Below are 16,126 nucleotides of genomic sequence, written 5' to 3' on the forward strand. Positions count from 1 at the left end.
ATGAAGAGATTGGGAGCACCACCTTTGCGCCATCTTTGAGAGTGTTGGGCCGCGCGGTGGTCGTGTCTCTCCGAGGCTACCGCAAAGATACGAAACGAATGCATATTGTTTCGATTCGCAACAGATGCAGACGATGGGCATGCCAGAGTCACGGCGACGGTTGCCCTGATCTGCATTGCAAACGCCTGGCGTTGAGGCCGCCTCGCCTTGGTGGCTTCAATATTTTTCAGGACGAGCTGGGCCCCTCGGCAACGAAGAATGCATCCAGCACCGGCATCAGCGCCGGAAACTCCTGTGCAAAACGCTCGCGGTTGACAAAGTACGCCTCGCAGGCCACCGCAAAAAACTCGGACTGTGATGTGGCCCCGTAGGCGTCCAGCCAGGGGCGTTCTGCTCCAAAGCGCTCGGCCAGGATCACACGCTCGCGGAACTGCTCGTACGCTGGCTCCCAGGCGGCCCACCAGGCCTCGTAGGCGGCGCGTCCGGTGCGTGTCCCCATGAAGCCTGCGGGCAAGGGCGGGCAGCCGTTGGGTTCGCCGCTCTTCATGTCGAGCTTGTGCACGAACTCGTGCACCACCACGTTGTGGCCGCGTGCCGTGTTCTCGGTGGCATTGGCCACGTGCTCCCAGCTGAGCATGATGGGGCCGCGCTCCATGGCCTCGCCCAGCAGCACCTGGGTGTGTTCATGCACCACGCCGGCCTCGTCCACCGTCTGGCGGCGTGCCACGGCTTCGCCAGGGTGCAGCACGATGCCGACAAAATCGTCGTACCAGTCGAGCGCCTTGGCCGGGTCGCCCCAATGCAGCAGGGGCAGGCAGGCTTGCGCCGCAATGTCGATGGCCATGGAGTCGGTCACCACCAGGCCGTGCGCGCCGTGGAACTCCTTGTGGTGCAGAAAGAGGGCGCTCACGGCGCGCAGCTTGGACTGGTCGTGCAGCGAGAGCGCCGCCAGAAACGGGTAACGCTGCAGGGTCTGGAGCCACAGCGTGGCCGAGATGTCGGGCACGGGGGCCACCGTGGCGCGGACGCGGCTCCAGAGCCGAAGGAAAAGAGGGGGCATGGCGATCAGGCAGCGGGTGATGAAACCCCGCGCAGTTCAGGATCGCGAGTACTTGGGGGTCAGGGACCGCCGTTCCAAGCCCGTTTGCGACAAACGCAGTGTTTCCGCGCGGGGCGGTAGTGCAGCGGCATCCCAGTCGCTGAGCACCACGCGCTGCAGGCCGGGCGCCAGCACATGGTCTGCGGGGCGGTGGGTGTGGCCGTGAATGAGCGTATGCGCCTGGGCCGCCTGCAGCCAGGTGATGGCGGCCGGGCCGTCTACATCGGCATAGGTGACGCCCGACTGTTTGCGTGCCTCGCTCTCCTGGCGGATGCCACGGGCCTGCGCGCGACGTGTGGCCAGGGGCTGCGCCAGAAACTGCCGCTGCCACTCGGCGCTGCGCGCCTGCACGCGAAAGCGCTGGTACTCGACATCCTCCAGGCACAGCAGGTCGCCGTGGCTGAGCACGAAGCGCTGGCCGCCAAACACCAGTACCGTGGGGTCTGCCAGGCCAGTGATGCCACACTGCGCCAGGAACCCCGGGCCCGCCAGAAAATCGCGGTTGCCGTGCATGAAGTACACGGGCAGGCGCTGCGCGGCGGCCCGCAGGGGGGCGCAGCCTTCGGCCTCGAAACTACCAGGTTCGCCCATGGCGTCATCGCCCACCCACACCTCGAACAGGTCGCCCAGGATGAAGAGGGCATCGGCCGTGGTGGTGGCCAGGTAGTGCTCGAAAGCGGCCACTGTGGCGGGCTCGCTGGCCTGCAGGTGCAGGTCCGAAATGAAATCGACCGTGCGCCAGTGCGATGGAGCGACAAGCTCCTCGAACCGGGGCAAGGTCGTGGTCACGGACTTGGCAGTCAGATCAAAGAGCGACTGCCTTCTCGATGATCACGTCTTCCTTCGGCACGTCGTCATGAAAACCCTTGCGGCCCGTCTTCACGGCCTTGATCTTGTCCACCACGTCAGTGCCCGACACGACCTTGCCGAACACGGCATAGCCCCAGCCCTGGGCCGAAGGTGCGGTGTGGTTCAGGAAGCCGTTGTCGGCCACGTTGATGAAGAACTGGGCGGTGGCCGAGTGCGGGTCGCTGGTGCGGGCCATGGCCACGGTGTAGTTGGCGTTCTTGAGGCCGTTGTTGGCTTCGTTTTCGATGGGCGCGTCAGTGCCCTTCTGGGTCATGCCGGGCTCAAAGCCGCCGCCTTGCACCATGAAGCCAGGGATCACGCGGTGGAAGATGGTGTTGTTGTAATGGCCCTTGTTCACATAGGCCAGAAAGTTCTCGACCGACTTGGGGGCCTTGGCGGCGTCGAGTTCGAGGGTGATGACACCGTAGCCGGTGATGTGCAGTTCGACCTGGGGGTTGCTCATGGCAATGCTTCCTTCAAAAAAATGGCGGGTTCACTTCACCAGGGTGGCGGAGTTGATGGTGACGGGAGTGGTGGGCACGTTCTGGTGCGGGCCCTTGTTGCCGGTGGCCACGGCCTTGATCTTGTCCACCACGGCCGTGCCTTCGACCACCTTGCCGAACACGGCGTAGCCATGGCCGTCGGGGCTCGGGGCGTTGAGCATGGCGTTGTCCTTCACGTTGATGAAGAACTGCGATGTGGCCGAGTTGGGGTTGCCCGTGCGCGCCATCGCGATGGTGTATGTGTCGTTCTTGAGGCCGTTGCTGGCTTCCAGCGGAATCGGGGCCCTGGTGGGCTTGGGAATGAGGTCGGCGGTGTAGCCACCGCCCTGGATCATGAAACCATCGATCACGCGGTGGAACACGGTGCCGTCATAGGTCTTGTCCTTGACGTAGCCCAGGAAGTTTTCCACCGTCTTGGGCGCCTTGGCCGGGTCGAGTTGCACCACGATGTCGCCCATCGAGGTAGACAGCTTGACCTTGGGGGTGTCTTGCGCCTGTACGGATGCTACTGAAAAAATAGCTGTCAGCGCAATACCAGCAAGCGCCAGGGTCGAATTTCTTCTGGAAATCATCCAATCACTCCTTCGAAAAATATCTGCCATTGTTGGCCCCGCCGCGCCCAGTACTGGCGTTTGACGGGACCCGTGCGGGCGCCTTCGGCGACTTCGCCGAACGTTACCACCATGGTGTCGGCGGAGTCTGTCCAGCGCAGGTAAGACTTGTCCTTGAGGTGGAGTTCCCGGCCTTTCAGGGCGCGGGTCTCCGCCTGGAGCACCTGGGTCCACTCGTTGAGCGGCTTTTTGCGGTAGCTCTGGAAGTCCGGTGCGTAAAAGCCCAGCAACCGGTTCATGTCGCCCTGGGTCTTGGCGTTGCGCCAGGCATTGAGCACCGCGTCGAAAGACTTGCGGTCCGCCTGCACGGCGTGGGGCGCTACCCACTGCAGCTGGCGCGCAATGACCACGGGGGTGGAACGGGGCTCCACCGTGCGCAGAATGCGTTCCAGGTCGGGATTGGCCAGCACCAGGCAGCCATCGGTGGCCAGGGGCGCGCGGGCAAACTGGTCGGGTGGCGTGCCATGCAGCCAGATGCCGCTGCCGGTCTTGCCCCGGCTCTGGTCCAGGGGGTTCGGGTAGTTGATGGGCAGCGCGCCTGCGCCGTAGAAGTCTTTGAGCGTGGCGGGGTCCAGGCGGCTGGTGATGAAGTACACACCAAGCGGTGTGCGCTGGTCGCCCTCCAGGCTTTTCTCGATACCCAGCTTGCCGACCGAGGCGTAGTAGTCGGCCACCAACTGCAGGCCCTTGGGCGTGTTCTCGAAAAGGTACAGGCGCGAGCGCGAAGCGTCCACTGCAATTGCATGGCGCGAGCGGGGCGAGAGTTCCAGGAACTGGGCGGGAATGCTGTGCGCGGGTGGGCGGCTGCGCTGCGCGTCCACGCGCTGGCGCGATTCGTTGCGCAGCTCTTCCAGGGTGGTGGCTACCTGCAGGCTGCGTGCTGTGTCGGGCTCTGGCACATCGCCCATGCGGCGGATGGGCCGCGTGCGCGACATCAGCAGGTCGCCCACGGCCAGTTGCGCCAGCTGGAAGTTGGGATAGTCACGCGCCAGGGTTTCGGCCTGGGCCAGTGCCTCGCGGCTGCGGCCTTCTGCGATGAGCTTGTACACGGCCAGCAGGCGTGTTTCTGCCTGTCCGTCGCGCAGGTTGGGCGCCTTGGTGTCGGCTGGCTCTGTCGAAGGCTGGGTGGCGGCGCGGCGTACTTTTCCGCTCTGGGCGTGCGCCGGTGCTGCCTGCAGCAGTGCGGCGAGGAACAGGGTGCCTGCCGCAGCCCGGCGGCTTGGTGCGGACAACTCCACAAACATGCGCGGTTTCAGGTTCAGGCCTTCAGGGGCTCGGCAGCAGGCACAGCCCGCGCACGCTGCGCAGGCCCAGGGTCGGGGTTCACAGTCAACCGCCTGTGGATTCGCGGACGATGGTCCAGCGGCCGTTGTGGTTCACCAGGTCCAGCGTCTTGCGGCTCGTGACGTTGAGTGCATCAGCGGTATAGGCCTGCCGAAAACGGGCGGTGGCCTTGTCGCCATTGACCGCAACGGTAACGTCGGACAGCTGCACGTTGATCTTGGACTTGCCCACGATGCGCGCCTCGCGCTCCTTTTCCCACGCTGAGCGCGTCTGGCGGCCGGGTGGATCGAACGATTTGTCGTAGGCGCCCAGATAGGCCTGCATGTCTTTGGCCGACCAGGCGGCCGCCCATGCCTGAACGGCCGAGGTCACAGCCTGAACGGCTGCGGCGTCGCTTGCTGCTGCCGGGGTGGCTGCGGGTGCTGCGGTGGGGGCTTGGGCGATAGCAGGCGCAGGAGCAGGAGCTGCACTGGGCGCAGATGCGGGTACGGGTGTGGCTGCCGGGGTCGGTGCAGGGGCGGGGGCCACTGCTGCGGGTGGCGCTGGCCGCTGCGTGGCCACCACGGCAGGGGCCGTTGCCGGGGCTGCGGCGGCGGGGCGGCCTGGCTTGCCGGCGGCTTCTGGCGCGAACAGCTCGCGGATCAGTGCCAGCTTGGGCTTGACGGAATTGGCGTTGGTGGCGTCCAACTGCAGCGCCTTGTTGTAGGCCTGGCTGGCCAGCTTGGCGTAGATGTCGCCCAGATTTTCGTGGGCAGTGGCGTAGCTGGGGTTGGTGCGGATTGCCATCTCCAGCGCCGTGCGTGCCTTGTCCAGCTGGTTCTGGTTGGCGTAGAGCACTGCCAGATTGTTGTAGGGCTCGGGCAGCTCTGGGTATTCTTCCGTCAGCTTGGTGAAGGTGGTGATGGCATCAGCAGGCTTGCCCGAATCTGCCTGTGCCACGCCACGCAGGAAGCGCAGCTGCGGGTCGCGTGGGTTGGCGGCCAAGCGCTGATCGGCCTTGGCGAGCGCGTCGGCGGGCTTGCCTGCTTTGATCAGCTGGGTGATTTCTGTGTAGTCGTCGGCCTGGGCCGCGCCAGTGCCCAGCAGCGCGGTCAGTGCCAGCAGGCGCAGGAGGCGTGGAAGTGTGCGGCGGACTTGCTTCATGGGGGCTTCAAAGGTGTGGGGCAGCGTCTGTCCCGGGCGGGGGCTTATACTGCGGCGGATTGTAGCTGAGGGGGTTGTCATGACGGAACGCTGTTGCCGCGGGTGATTTCGCTGTAGGCCCCTCGCTGGGCCAACCCTTCGCCAGGGGCCTTTGCCCCCAGCTGCCGGGTGGATTTTCATTCACCCACCACCCCATCCCCCGTTACTGAAATCCCATGAGTTTGCGCATCTACAACACGCTGTCGCGTGCATTGGAAGACTTTTCCCCGCTCGAACCTGGCCATGTGCGCATGTATGTGTGCGGCATGACCATCTATGACCTGTGCCACATCGGCCACGCCCGCATGATGATGGCCTTTGACGTGGTGCAGCGCTGGCTTAAAAGCAGTGGCTACCGCGTTACCTACGTGCGCAACATCACCGATATCGACGACAAGATCATCAAGCGCGCTCTGGAGCGCGGCATCACCATCCGTCAGCTCACCGACGAGATGATTGCCGCCATGCACCAGGACATCGGCCTGCTGGGCATCGAGCCGCCCTCGGCCGAGCCCCGCGCCACCGAATACGTGCCCCAGATGCTGTCGCTGATCGGCCAGCTGGAAGGCAAAGGCCTGGCCTACCGTGCCAGCAATGGCGATGTGAACTACTCCGTGCGCAAGTTCGACGGCTACGGCAAGCTCTCGGGCAAGTCGCTCGATGAATTGCGTGCGGGTGAACGTGTGGCCGTGCTCGATGGCAAGGAAGACCCGCTCGACTTCGTGCTGTGGAAGTCCGCCAAGGCCGAGGAGCCACCTGAGGCCAAGTGGGAAAGCGCTTTTGGCGCCGGCCGCCCCGGCTGGCACATCGAATGCTCGGCCATGAGCTGCGCTACGCTGGGCGAAACCTTTGACATCCACGGCGGCGGGGCGGATTTGCAATTCCCCCACCACGAAAACGAAATCGCCCAGAGCGAAGGCGCCACGGGCAAGCCGCTCGCGAAGTTCTGGGTGCACAACGGTTTTGTGCGCGTGGACAACGAGAAGATGTCCAAGAGTCTGGGCAATTTCTTCACCATCCGCGACGTGCTCCAGCAGTATGACGCCGAGACGGTGCGGTTCTTCATCGTGCGGGCCCACTACCGCAGCGCGCTGAACTACAGCGATGCCCATCTGGACGACGCGCGCCAAGCGCTCAAGCGCCTTTACACGGCGCTGAGCCTGGTGGCGCCCGCCGATGTGGCCGCCATCAACTGGGCCGATCCCTACGCCGCGCGTTTCAAGGCGGCCATGGACGAGGACTTTGGCACGCCCGAGGCCGTGGCCGTGCTGTTTGATCTGGCCGGTGAAGTCAACAAGACGCGATCGGCCGCGCTGGCGGGGCTGCTCAAGGCGCTGGGGGGATGCCTGGGCATTCTGCAAGGTGACCCCAAAGCCTTTCTGCAAGCGGGTGCCAGTGGCGTGGACGAGGCCGACATCCAGGCGCAGATCGCCGCCCGCGCTGCCGCGAAGGCTGCCAAGAACTTCGCCGAGGCCGACCGCATCCGCCAGGCGCTGCTTGCCCGGGGCATCGTGCTCAAGGATTCCGCCGCAGGCACGACCTGGGAAGCTGCGCAGTGAAGCTGGTTTTTATGTCAAATATGCCTCTGGCGCAGGTGGGGTAAGCGGTGGCAGCTCTTAAAAAGATAGCGAGCGATGCCGCAACGCCGCCGCTGGTGCTGGCCACGCCCGACTATTGGGCCGAGGCCTGCAAGCACCTGGTGAAGAAGGACCGGGTGATGAAGCGCCTGATCCCACAGTTGGGCGATGCCGCGCTGCGTACGCGGGGTGATGCGTTCGTCACGCTGGCGCGCAGCATCGTGGGCCAGCAGGTGTCCGTCGCGGCGGCGCAGGCCGTGTGGGAGCGCTTCGTCGCGCTGCTGCCGCGCGGCATGAAGCCCGCCAGCGTGCTCAAGCTCAAGATCGACGACATGCGGGCCGCAGGCCTGTCGGCGCGCAAGGTGGATTACTTGGTGGACCTGGCCATCCACTTTGAACAAGGCAAGCTGCACGTGAAGGACTGGGCGGCGATGGACGACGAAGCCATCATTGCCGAACTGGTAGCGATCCGAGGCATCGGCCGCTGGACGGCCGAGATGTTCCTGATCTTCTACCTGATGCGCCCCAACGTATTGCCCTTGGATGACCCAGGGTTGATCGCAGGGATCAGTCACAACTATTTCTCGGGCGATCCCGTCAGCCGCAGCGATGCGCGCGAGGTGGCCGAGGCCTGGAAGCCATGGTGCAGCGTGGCAACTTGGTATATTTGGCGATCGCTCGACCCCCTGCCGGTGGCTTATTGAAAACGGCTGACCCAGCCTGACGCGCTTTACAAAACTCGTTAACCGTCGGTTACAGTGCGTGCCATTCGTATTCGTGGCAGCCGCAACCGGCGCGATCCCCTAGGAGAAAAACGTTGGCGAAAAAGACCTTTCTGGATTTCGAGCAGCCCATCGCCGAACTCGAATCCAAAATTGAAGAACTGCGCTACGTGCAGACCGAGAGTGCCGTCGATATCTCGGAAGAAATCGACCAGCTGAGCAAGAAGAGCCAGCAGCTCACCAAAGACATCTACAGCGAACTGTCGCCCTGGCAGATCACCAAGATTGCCCGGCACCCCGAGCGCCCCTACACGCTCGACTACGTGCGCGACATCTTCACCGACTTCGTGGAACTGCACGGCGATCGCCATTACGCGGACGACCTGTCCATCGTGGGCGGCCTGGCGCGTTTCAACGGCCACGCCTGCATGGTGCTGGGCCACCAGAAGGGGCGCGACACCAAGGAGCGCGCCATGCGCAACTTCGGCATGAGCAAGCCCGAGGGCTATCGCAAGGCCCTGCGCCTCATGAAAACGGCCGAGAAGTTCAAGCTGCCCGTGTTCACCTTTGTGGACACGCCCGGCGCATACCCCGGCATCGACGCCGAAGAACGCGGCCAGTCTGAAGCCATCGGCCGCAACATCTTCGAGATGGCGCAACTCGAAGTGCCCATCATTACCACCATCATTGGTGAAGGCGGCTCTGGCGGCGCGCTGGCCATCAGCGTGGGTGACCAGGTCGTCATGCTGCAATACGCCATCTACTCCGTGATCAGCCCTGAGGGCTGCGCTTCCATCCTCTGGAAGACCAGCGACAAGGCACAGGAGGCTGCCGATGCCCTGGGCATCACCGCCCACCGCTTGAAGGCCCTGGGCCTGGTGGACAAGATCGTGAGCGAGCCCGTGGGCGGCGCCCACCGCGATCACAAGCAGATGGCGGCCTTCTTGAAGCGTGCCCTGGGCGATGCCTTCCGCCAGGTGGCCGACCTCAAGACCAAAGACCTGCTGGACCGCCGCTACGAGCGTCTGCAGAGCTATGGCCGCTTCAGCGACACCAAGGCCGATAGCCGCTGAGCGGTTGACTGCCCACCGCGCATTGCGCCCACGGCCCTCCGGGGCCGTTGTTGTTTTTGTGGTCAGAACCTAGGAGTGTGGGCAGCAGAAGGAGCACCGGCTGCAACGCGCGATAAACCGGTCTCGCGCGGTACTACCTCCTGCGCCCAGGGGCCCACCCTGGGCTTGTCGGTAGCACCACGCAATCCTCGGTTTTCGCACGTTTCGCTTCGATGCCTTCTGCCGCCCACACTCCTAGCGCTCTGCGGGCTAACCACCACTGGCGCACAGGCTGATACCGGATGTAACATGGCTCAATCCTCCCGTCCGTGCGGGTGGATCAAGAAGGGGTGCCCCATGTCGCTTCTGAAGACGCTCAAAGGCCAGATTCTGGTGTTGTCCGCCCTGTGTATGGTGGCCGCCCTGCTGGTACTGACCCTGGTCAACTACTTTTCGGCGCGCGGGCAGGCGCAGGTGTCGCTGGCGGAAGAGGGGCTGGCCACGGCCAAAAGCCACGCCGAGACCATTGAGGAATGGGCGCGGGGCAAATCGGCGATCATTGCGGCGTCCGTCACCGCCTTTGAAGAGCCCGAGCCCGCCAAGCCGCTGGCCATGCTGCGGGACGCTGGCAAGTTCAGTACCGCCTATTTTGGCTATGCCGACAAAAAATACGTGTTCTCTGAAACACGCAATTTGCCGGCAGATTACGACCCCACTGCGCGGCCCTGGTACAAGCAGGCGGCGCAGGCGGGAACGTCGGTCGTCACGCCGCCCTACATTTCAGCGTCGGACCAGAAGCTCGTGGTGACGTTTGCCACCCCGGTGGGCGCAGGCGCAGCCCTCAAGGGGGTGGCGGCGGGCGATGTGTATATGGAGTCGGTGGTGGCAAATGTGGCCTCCATCCGGCCCACGCCCCAGAGCTTTGGGTTCCTGGTGTCAGCCGACGGCAAGATCATTGCCCACCGCGATCAGGCGCTCACCCTCAAGCCCATTGCGGAGCTGTCCAAAGACCTTTCGGTGGACAAATTGGTCGCAGCCGCCAAGGACAGTACCAGCCTGTTGCAAGCCGACATTGGAGGGCGCAACCGCCTGCTGAGTGTGGTTCCCATCGCTGGCACCTCGTGGATGCTGGTGGTGGCTCTGGATGAGAGCGAAGCGATGGCGCCCATCCGCTCCATGCTGGCCACATCCTTGATTTCCAGCGTGTTGGTGTTGCTGGTAGCCGTCGGGCTGCTGGGCGTGATCCTGACCCGGCGCCTGCGCCAGTTGACCCTGGTGCGCGACGCCATGCACGAGATCGGCACAGGCGACGGTGATCTGTCGCGCCGCATCGACGCACAGGGCGAAGACGAACTGGCGCAGATTGCTGCCAGCTTCAACAGCTTTGCGGGCAAGCTCTCGGGTGTGCTGGCGCAGATTCGTGATGCCAGCAGCTCGGTGCGCGTGGCGGCCGAAGAGATCGCCACGGGCAACCAGGACCTGAGCGGGCGCACCGAACTCACGGCCTCCAGCCTGGAGGAAACCTCCGCATCCATGCAGCAGCTGACCGAAACCGTGCGCCACAACGCGGATTCAGCCCGCCAGGCCAACCAGCTGGTGGCACAGGCATCCAGCGTGGCGCAGCACGGTGGCCAGGTGGTGGGCAATGTGGTGACCACCATGGAGCAGATCAATGCCGCGTCGCGCAAGATCAACGACATCATTGGAGTCATTGACGGCATCGCCTTCCAGACCAACATCCTCGCATTGAATGCGGCGGTGGAGGCAGCGCGCGCTGGCGAGCAAGGGCGTGGCTTTGCCGTGGTCGCGAGTGAAGTGCGCAGCCTGGCCGGGCGCAGTGCGGAGGCTGCCAAGGAAATCAAGCAGCTCATCAGCGCGTCGGTGGAACAGGTGGAAAACGGCTCGCGCCTGGTGCATGACGCGGGCACCACGATGAAAGACATCGTGACCTCGGTGCAGCGCGTCACGGACATCATGGCCGAGATCACGGCCTCGACCAACGAGCAAAGCACCAGCATCAACGAGGTCGGGCAGGCGGTATCGCACCTGGACCAGATGACCCAGCAGAACGCCGCGCTGGTGGAGCAAAGCGCCGCCGCCGCCCAGAGCCTCAAGGACCAGTCAGTGCGGCTGTCGGAGGTGGTGGGCACGTTCCGCCTGTCCGCCGATGCCTCACGCGCCGGGCCGCGTTTGTCCGCGCCAGCCGGTTGATGGGATGAAGGGGGCAGGTGAGGGGAAGGTGCCCGCGATAATCTGCGCCCATGCATTCCCGCTCTGTCCATCGCTTTTGTGTGCTTGATGCGCCACCACCGCTCCGTGGCGCGGGCCGGGTGCCGCAGTGACCCAGTCTTTCGACGCTGCCATGCAGGCCTTTGCCCCCGCACTGCCACTGGCTGTGGGTCTGAGTGGCGGGGCTGATTCCACGGCGCTGCTGCTGGCTTGTGCGCGCCGGTGGCCTGGGCAGGTGCAGGCCATCCATGTGCACCACGGCCTGCAGGCGGCGGCCGATGGGTTTGAACGGCATTGCACTGCCTTGTGCCAGGGCCTTGGCGTGCCGCTGTGGGTGGAGCGGTTGGATGCCCGCCATGCACCGGGCCAGAGCCCCGAAGATGCCGCCCGACAGGCAAGATACAAGGCTTTTGAGGCTGTAGCGCTTGCCAGTCAATCGCAAATAGCTATCAAATCAATAGCAATTGCGCAACATGCGGATGACCAGGTTGAGACGCTGCTGCTGGCGTTGTCACGTGGTGCAGGCGTTGCCGGGCTGGCCGCCATGCCTGCCCGGTGGGAACGCGCTGGCGTGGTCTGGCACCGCCCGTTGCTGCCGGTGGCCGCCGGAGACATTCGCAGCTGGCTGCGAGCGCAGGAACAGGGCTGGGTGGAAGACCCCACCAACACCGACGAACGCTACACCCGCAACCGCATCCGCGCGCAGCTACTGCCTGCGCTGGAGGCCGCCTTTCCGGCGTTTCGCGACACGTTCGCCCGCTCGGCCTCCAACGCCGCGCAGGCCGCTGAGCTGCTCGAAGAACTGGCGCAGCAGGACCTGGCGCGCGTCGGTGCACCGCCGCAGATCGCTGCACTGCAGGGCTTGAGCCGCTCGCGCCAGGCCAACGTGCTGCGCCACTGGTTGCGCCAGTTCCACCACACCACACCCGCGGCGGCGCAACTGGGCGAGCTGTTGGACCAGATTGCGGCCTGCACCACGCGTGGCCACCGCATCCACATCAAGGTGGGGCGTGGCTTTGTGGTGAGGACCGGGTCAGACCTTGACTGGTACTGCCCCCAAGTTGGGGAGCTCTAGTTGCCCGAACATCGCAAGGCACCCTGCGAGGAAGACAAAAAAATGGAACAAGCCGTCGTACCCGGCATCGTGGTCAACTGCGACGAGGCCAAGATCTCCGTGCTGGGCGTGCCCGGCAAGCGCGGCCTTGCCCGCGAGATCCTGGGCGCGGTGGCCAACGCCAACGTCGAAGTCGGCGTGATCATCCAGAACGTGAACAAGGACGGAAAAGCCGACTTCAGCTTCACCGTGCACTGCAATGACTACGCCCGCACCATGGACCTGCTCCAGGAGAAGGTGGTACCCACACTGGCGGTGCAGGAACTGGTGGGGGACACCACCATCTGCGCGGTGAGCATCGCCGGTATTGGCATGCACAGCCCTGTGGGGATGGCCAGCAAGATGTTTAGTGCCCTGAGAGAAAAGGGCATCAACATCCAGATGATCTCCACGTCCGCAATCAAGACCTCGGTGGTGATCGACGAAAAGTACGCCGAGTTGGCCGTGCAAAGCCTGTGCAGAGCATTCGAGTGTGACCAGCAAGCCGTACCAGACTGCCTGAATCGGCTCAGAAATGGGGCATAATAGCGGGATTGGAAACGTGACCGAGTGGCCGAAGGTGCTCCCCTGCTAAGGGAGTATGGGGTGTAGAGCCTCATCGAGGGTTCGAATCCCTCCGTTTCCGCCAGCACAGAACCCCAAGTGATTGATTCACTTGGGGTTTTTTGTTTTATTGCTGGGATGGTATGCCATTTGGTATGCCATGACATGTTGGCTTTCGCTGAACGTTGTCGGACAAACTCGGAGTTCAGTTACCCATGTTGTCAGAGCAAATGTCTCCCGATGAGCGTGCAGGGGATAACCATCAAGATTGGTGGCACGAGGGTAGATAGGGATTGTTGCGAAGGAAGTACTGGGATGGAGCCGAGGCACTTTCCGCCGGATGACGCTTGTACTCATCTATTGAGCCACCTACGGCAACAGTGGCAGCTGCGACCCTCTCAACAGCGCAAGTCCGGAGAATTTCATCACTTTTTCGCACCGCGCAGGCTTCAGGTGGAGAATGTTTACCCGTTTCACTCGCAACAAAGCTGCTAAAGATGCAAACGCCTGGTATCGGTGAGCCTTTCCTCCTAACGCTTCATCGCAACTATGCGCGTGATGTCATCGCTCGATTCAAACTGCGCTATCCGTCGCACCGCTTTCATTTGTACGAGTCTCCTGGCGAGCATCGCTTCTGGATTCACGTTCAAGATGCAGGGGAGCAATTCGATGCCCTTGCAGAGAGGCTTGAGCACGATTTTCGGCCCGTGACTATGTCGCTTGAGCTGATTTCCCAAGTGGGCCGTCAGCTAGTCCGTGTCGATGAGACTCGGGACTTTACTTCTGAGGCTTGGCTTTATGGGCAGCCCCTCAGTGTCTGGGAGGTCAACTACTTGCTACAACTGACCGCCGCCAACATGCCCTTGGGCACCTTTGGTATGGCCGAGCATCACAATGCTTGGCTGTTCAAGACAGCTGTGGAGCTGGTACCAGAGGAGCGGGACCGTGTGATAGCTGGATTAGCCAAGCTTGGCATTTCAGGCCCCATCGAGTTTGCGGTCGCTCCCCCTGAAGCACCACTGTCTCGCACGGACTATCGTGTAAATGATCAGCAGGCCGCACCGCTGGTCATGTCCATTTCGGCTCCGTCAGCCCCTATCCGCAGGCTTATGGAATGTGACGAGGATCACTGGCGACAGTCGCTTGATGACTGCAAGCCGACCGTAGCCGAGAAGCCATTAGAGCAGGCTGTATCCGCATGCCTCTTTGATGCAGGAATCGAAGGGCCTGTCGAGCTATCTGAGCTCCTCACGCTCTATGACCGGATTGACGTGATTCCCGACAGGAACGACCCTCGTTGGCTCTCGCGGCTCAAGATAGAGCTTAAGGATTTCGTCCAATTAGTTGCCATGAAGCGGTGTCGGCTAGTGATTCCCTTCTCCGCAGAACTGTGTCGGCCCGACCTCTTGGAGGCTGTTGCCGAGTTTGATCCGGACAGCATAGTCATGTCGAGGCAGCTTGCTGCCCGCGCCCGTATGGCCGCCATGCGTAAGGACCCGCTGCTCTACGGCCCCTTCAGCCAGGCTGACCGAACGGCTGTCCTGCAAGTTCTTGGTCGCGTGACTACCTCGTCCTTTCACACCGCAATGCTTGGCTCTTATGCCGACATTTTCGAGCGGCAGCACTGGCAGATGGTGATGCACGGTGCGATGGCTTGCGCGTTTTCGGGCATCGGCTGGCACTTAGCCGATATCCACTATCGCCAGCACGGTCGCGATGCACGCTTGGAGATGGGTACAGCTGGCGCAGGGATGGAGTGGGCCATGGCTTTGGGCGCCACCTGGATCCCACGTCATTTCGGTGAGGGTTATGACGAAACACATAACTGCCATATATTGGCCAGTTTCATGGGCCGTACGCCCGCCGTGACTCAGGACCCCGTAGCTCCTCGCATGCACCTACTCACAGATGGCCTCTTAGCACTGAGCAACGTACCACCTTTGGAAGTGGCACGTAACTTCGATGCTGCAGCGGTTCGCGACTTCCGCACGCTGAGCCATCGCGTCCTGCGCGAGGCGGTCACAATTGAAGAGATGGCAGCAGCAGTGCAGCGAATCAACCGTGAGACCGAACGCTTCGAGTCACGGCTTGAGCGCTTGGCCAAGTGGAAGATCCACTCGCTCCTTGCGGGGGCGGCTGCCAAGCCGGTTATGGATCTCGCTGACGCGGAGATTGCGCCCTTTGCGTCAATTACAGCCGCTTGGTTGGCCAACGTGATTCATTCAAAAATCCCGCCCGACACTCGAGCACAGGCACTTCATATGTTCAAGTCCATGCTCGGCCTTGCATTGGCGCCCTCGGCCGACGCAGTTGTTGTCAGTCGCTCTCGTGCGCTACTCCGCAGCTAAGAGTCTGGTGGGAGCACAGTAATTTCCGATCTTTGCGTTATGAGCGGTTCCATCCTTCCTAGTCAAGCGTGATGTCGACGTTCCCGAGTTTTCGTTTAAAGCTCTCAGACTTCTTGCACATCTCAACGATTCCAGTGTGCGCGAAGCCGCAGATTTTCAAGAGGTGGAGCTGGAAAAGCACTTCGAGAACAACACAGAGCTTGTAGAGCTCAACGCCTGAGGCGCTTTGTTTTTTTCCTGGCGCATCGTAATGCGTTAGGTAATTCCGGGTCGCGACGATCTTGTCAATCCTCGGCTTTGTCTCCTTAGCCTCACCGAATACATAGCTGAACTCATTGAACAGTTCTTTCAGACGCTGCCGAAGCGAAGGCTCATTGCCGTACTTCAGTCGAGGTTCCAGCCAATCTTTGAACTCCTTAGGGACCGCACCCTCAAGTAAGGCAGTCAATTCTTTGTATTTTTCATCTGGAAAGGCTTTGCTGGATGAGGTGTGCCGGTGCAATGACTCACATGCCTGCGCCAGCATCAGAAACTTGTTATCGAGATAAAGGTCGCTCCCCTTCTTGACAGCGAAGTAGAGGTTGAAGGGGGCCACGTAACTGTCGAAACCCTTCAGCCATGAATCGAATTTGACAGCGAAGTCTGCCTCCACATCCGAGTGCTGAAACAACGTGAAGGGCGGCCTGACATCGGCGAGCTTGGGCTGAGCCTGAAATACTCGGGCGAAGTAGAGGGTGAGTGGCTCCTCCTGCACCTTTTTGCCAACAGTCTGGACGACCTGTTTGGAACGCAGAGTGATCTCTTCAAAACCTACCATCTGATCGATACCAACCGAGGCAAAGCTCACAAAGCGATGAACCATCTCCAGGACGTCATCAAGAGGCGTGGCCTTGGTGAATCGAAAACTCACCCATGTTTTCTGGGTTATCTTCGCTTCGCGGTATTGAGTCGTTGAAGGGTAAGCGAACGGTGATCCCATCTTGAGCAATGGCGAGAGGTAGGGCATCGTGTCC

13 protein-coding genes, 1 tRNA gene and 1 pseudogene are annotated in these 16,126 nt (G+C 62.4%); 8 read left to right on the forward strand and 7 right to left on the reverse strand.

Features of this window, described 5'->3' with window-relative positions; all coding sequences use genetic code 11:
• Window positions 1-226: 226 nt before the first annotated feature.
• The 6 genes from ACODS0_RS19780 to ACODS0_RS19805 form a co-directional block, all read right to left on the reverse strand.
• Window positions 227-1,060 carry a M90 family metallopeptidase gene (locus ACODS0_RS19780; RefSeq protein ID WP_488836662.1) on the reverse strand — a complete coding sequence of 278 codons (834 nt, stop codon included), beginning with the start codon at window positions 1,058-1,060 and terminating at the stop codon, window positions 227-229.
• A 36-nt stretch (window positions 1,061-1,096) separates the two neighbouring features.
• A complete protein-coding gene (locus ACODS0_RS19785; protein ID WP_488836664.1) occupies window positions 1,097-1,888 on the reverse strand; it encodes a UDP-2,3-diacylglucosamine diphosphatase in 792 nt (263 codons plus the stop codon).
• Between the two features lie 16 nt (window positions 1,889-1,904).
• Window positions 1,905-2,411, reverse strand: a complete 507-nt coding sequence (locus ACODS0_RS19790; RefSeq protein WP_121419538.1) for a peptidylprolyl isomerase — start codon at window positions 2,409-2,411, stop codon at window positions 1,905-1,907.
• 30 nt (window positions 2,412-2,441) lie between these two features.
• Complete coding sequence (locus tag ACODS0_RS19795; RefSeq protein ID WP_488836666.1) at window positions 2,442-3,023, reverse strand: peptidylprolyl isomerase; 582 nt, start codon at window positions 3,021-3,023, stop codon at window positions 2,442-2,444.
• Window positions 3,020-4,306, reverse strand: a complete 1,287-nt coding sequence (locus ACODS0_RS19800) for a L,D-transpeptidase family protein (protein ID WP_055393541.1) — start codon at window positions 4,304-4,306, stop codon at window positions 3,020-3,022. The genes ACODS0_RS19795 and ACODS0_RS19800 overlap by 4 nt, the downstream gene beginning before the upstream one ends.
• Window positions 4,307-4,391: 85 nt before the next feature.
• Window positions 4,392-5,489 (reverse strand): YybH family protein, encoded by a 1,098-nt coding sequence (locus ACODS0_RS19805; protein ID WP_487262375.1) that lies wholly within the window; start codon window positions 5,487-5,489, stop codon window positions 4,392-4,394.
• 215 nt (window positions 5,490-5,704) lie between these two features.
• Here ACODS0_RS19805 and cysS point away from each other — a divergent pair, with 215 nt between their 5' ends.
• The 8 genes and pseudogenes from cysS to ACODS0_RS19845 all read left to right on the forward strand — a co-directional run bounded on the left by cysS (window position 5,705) and on the right by ACODS0_RS19845 (window position 15,113).
• Window positions 5,705-7,087, forward strand: a complete 1,383-nt coding sequence (cysS, locus tag ACODS0_RS19810) for a cysteine--tRNA ligase (RefSeq protein ID WP_488836669.1) — start codon at window positions 5,705-5,707, stop codon at window positions 7,085-7,087.
• Between the two features lie 47 nt (window positions 7,088-7,134).
• Window positions 7,135-7,809: a DNA-3-methyladenine glycosylase family protein gene (locus ACODS0_RS19815; RefSeq protein WP_199727020.1), complete on the forward strand. Its 675-nt coding sequence runs from the start codon at window positions 7,135-7,137 to the stop codon at window positions 7,807-7,809.
• Window positions 7,810-7,922: 113 nt separating this feature from the next.
• On the forward strand, window positions 7,923-8,900 hold the full coding sequence (locus tag ACODS0_RS19820; RefSeq protein ID WP_055400675.1) for an acetyl-CoA carboxylase carboxyltransferase subunit alpha: 978 nt from the start codon (window positions 7,923-7,925) through the stop codon (window positions 8,898-8,900).
• 336 nt (window positions 8,901-9,236) lie between these two features.
• Window positions 9,237-11,090, forward strand: a complete 1,854-nt coding sequence (locus tag ACODS0_RS19825) for a methyl-accepting chemotaxis protein (protein WP_488836671.1) — start codon at window positions 9,237-9,239, stop codon at window positions 11,088-11,090.
• Between the two features lie 127 nt (window positions 11,091-11,217).
• Entirely contained in the window at window positions 11,218-12,183 is a 966-nt protein-coding gene (gene tilS, locus ACODS0_RS19830; protein ID WP_488836673.1) for a tRNA lysidine(34) synthetase TilS, read from the forward strand.
• Between the two features lie 27 nt (window positions 12,184-12,210).
• A pseudogene (locus tag ACODS0_RS19835) lies at window positions 12,211-12,747 on the forward strand (ACT domain-containing protein); the annotation flags it as partial.
• Between the two features lie 10 nt (window positions 12,748-12,757).
• Window positions 12,758-12,850, forward strand: a tRNA-Ser gene (locus ACODS0_RS19840).
• A gap of 412 nt (window positions 12,851-13,262) precedes the next feature.
• Window positions 13,263-15,113 (forward strand): hypothetical protein, encoded by a 1,851-nt coding sequence (locus ACODS0_RS19845; RefSeq protein WP_488836675.1) that lies wholly within the window; start codon window positions 13,263-13,265, stop codon window positions 15,111-15,113.
• Between the two features lie 58 nt (window positions 15,114-15,171).
• Here ACODS0_RS19845 and ACODS0_RS19850 read toward each other — a convergent pair.
• On the reverse strand, window positions 15,172-16,126 hold a 955-nt coding region (locus tag ACODS0_RS19850; RefSeq protein ID WP_488836677.1), incomplete at its 5' end, for a HEPN domain-containing protein.

The sequence above is a fragment of the Acidovorax sp. FG60 genome (genome assembly GCF_057808995.1).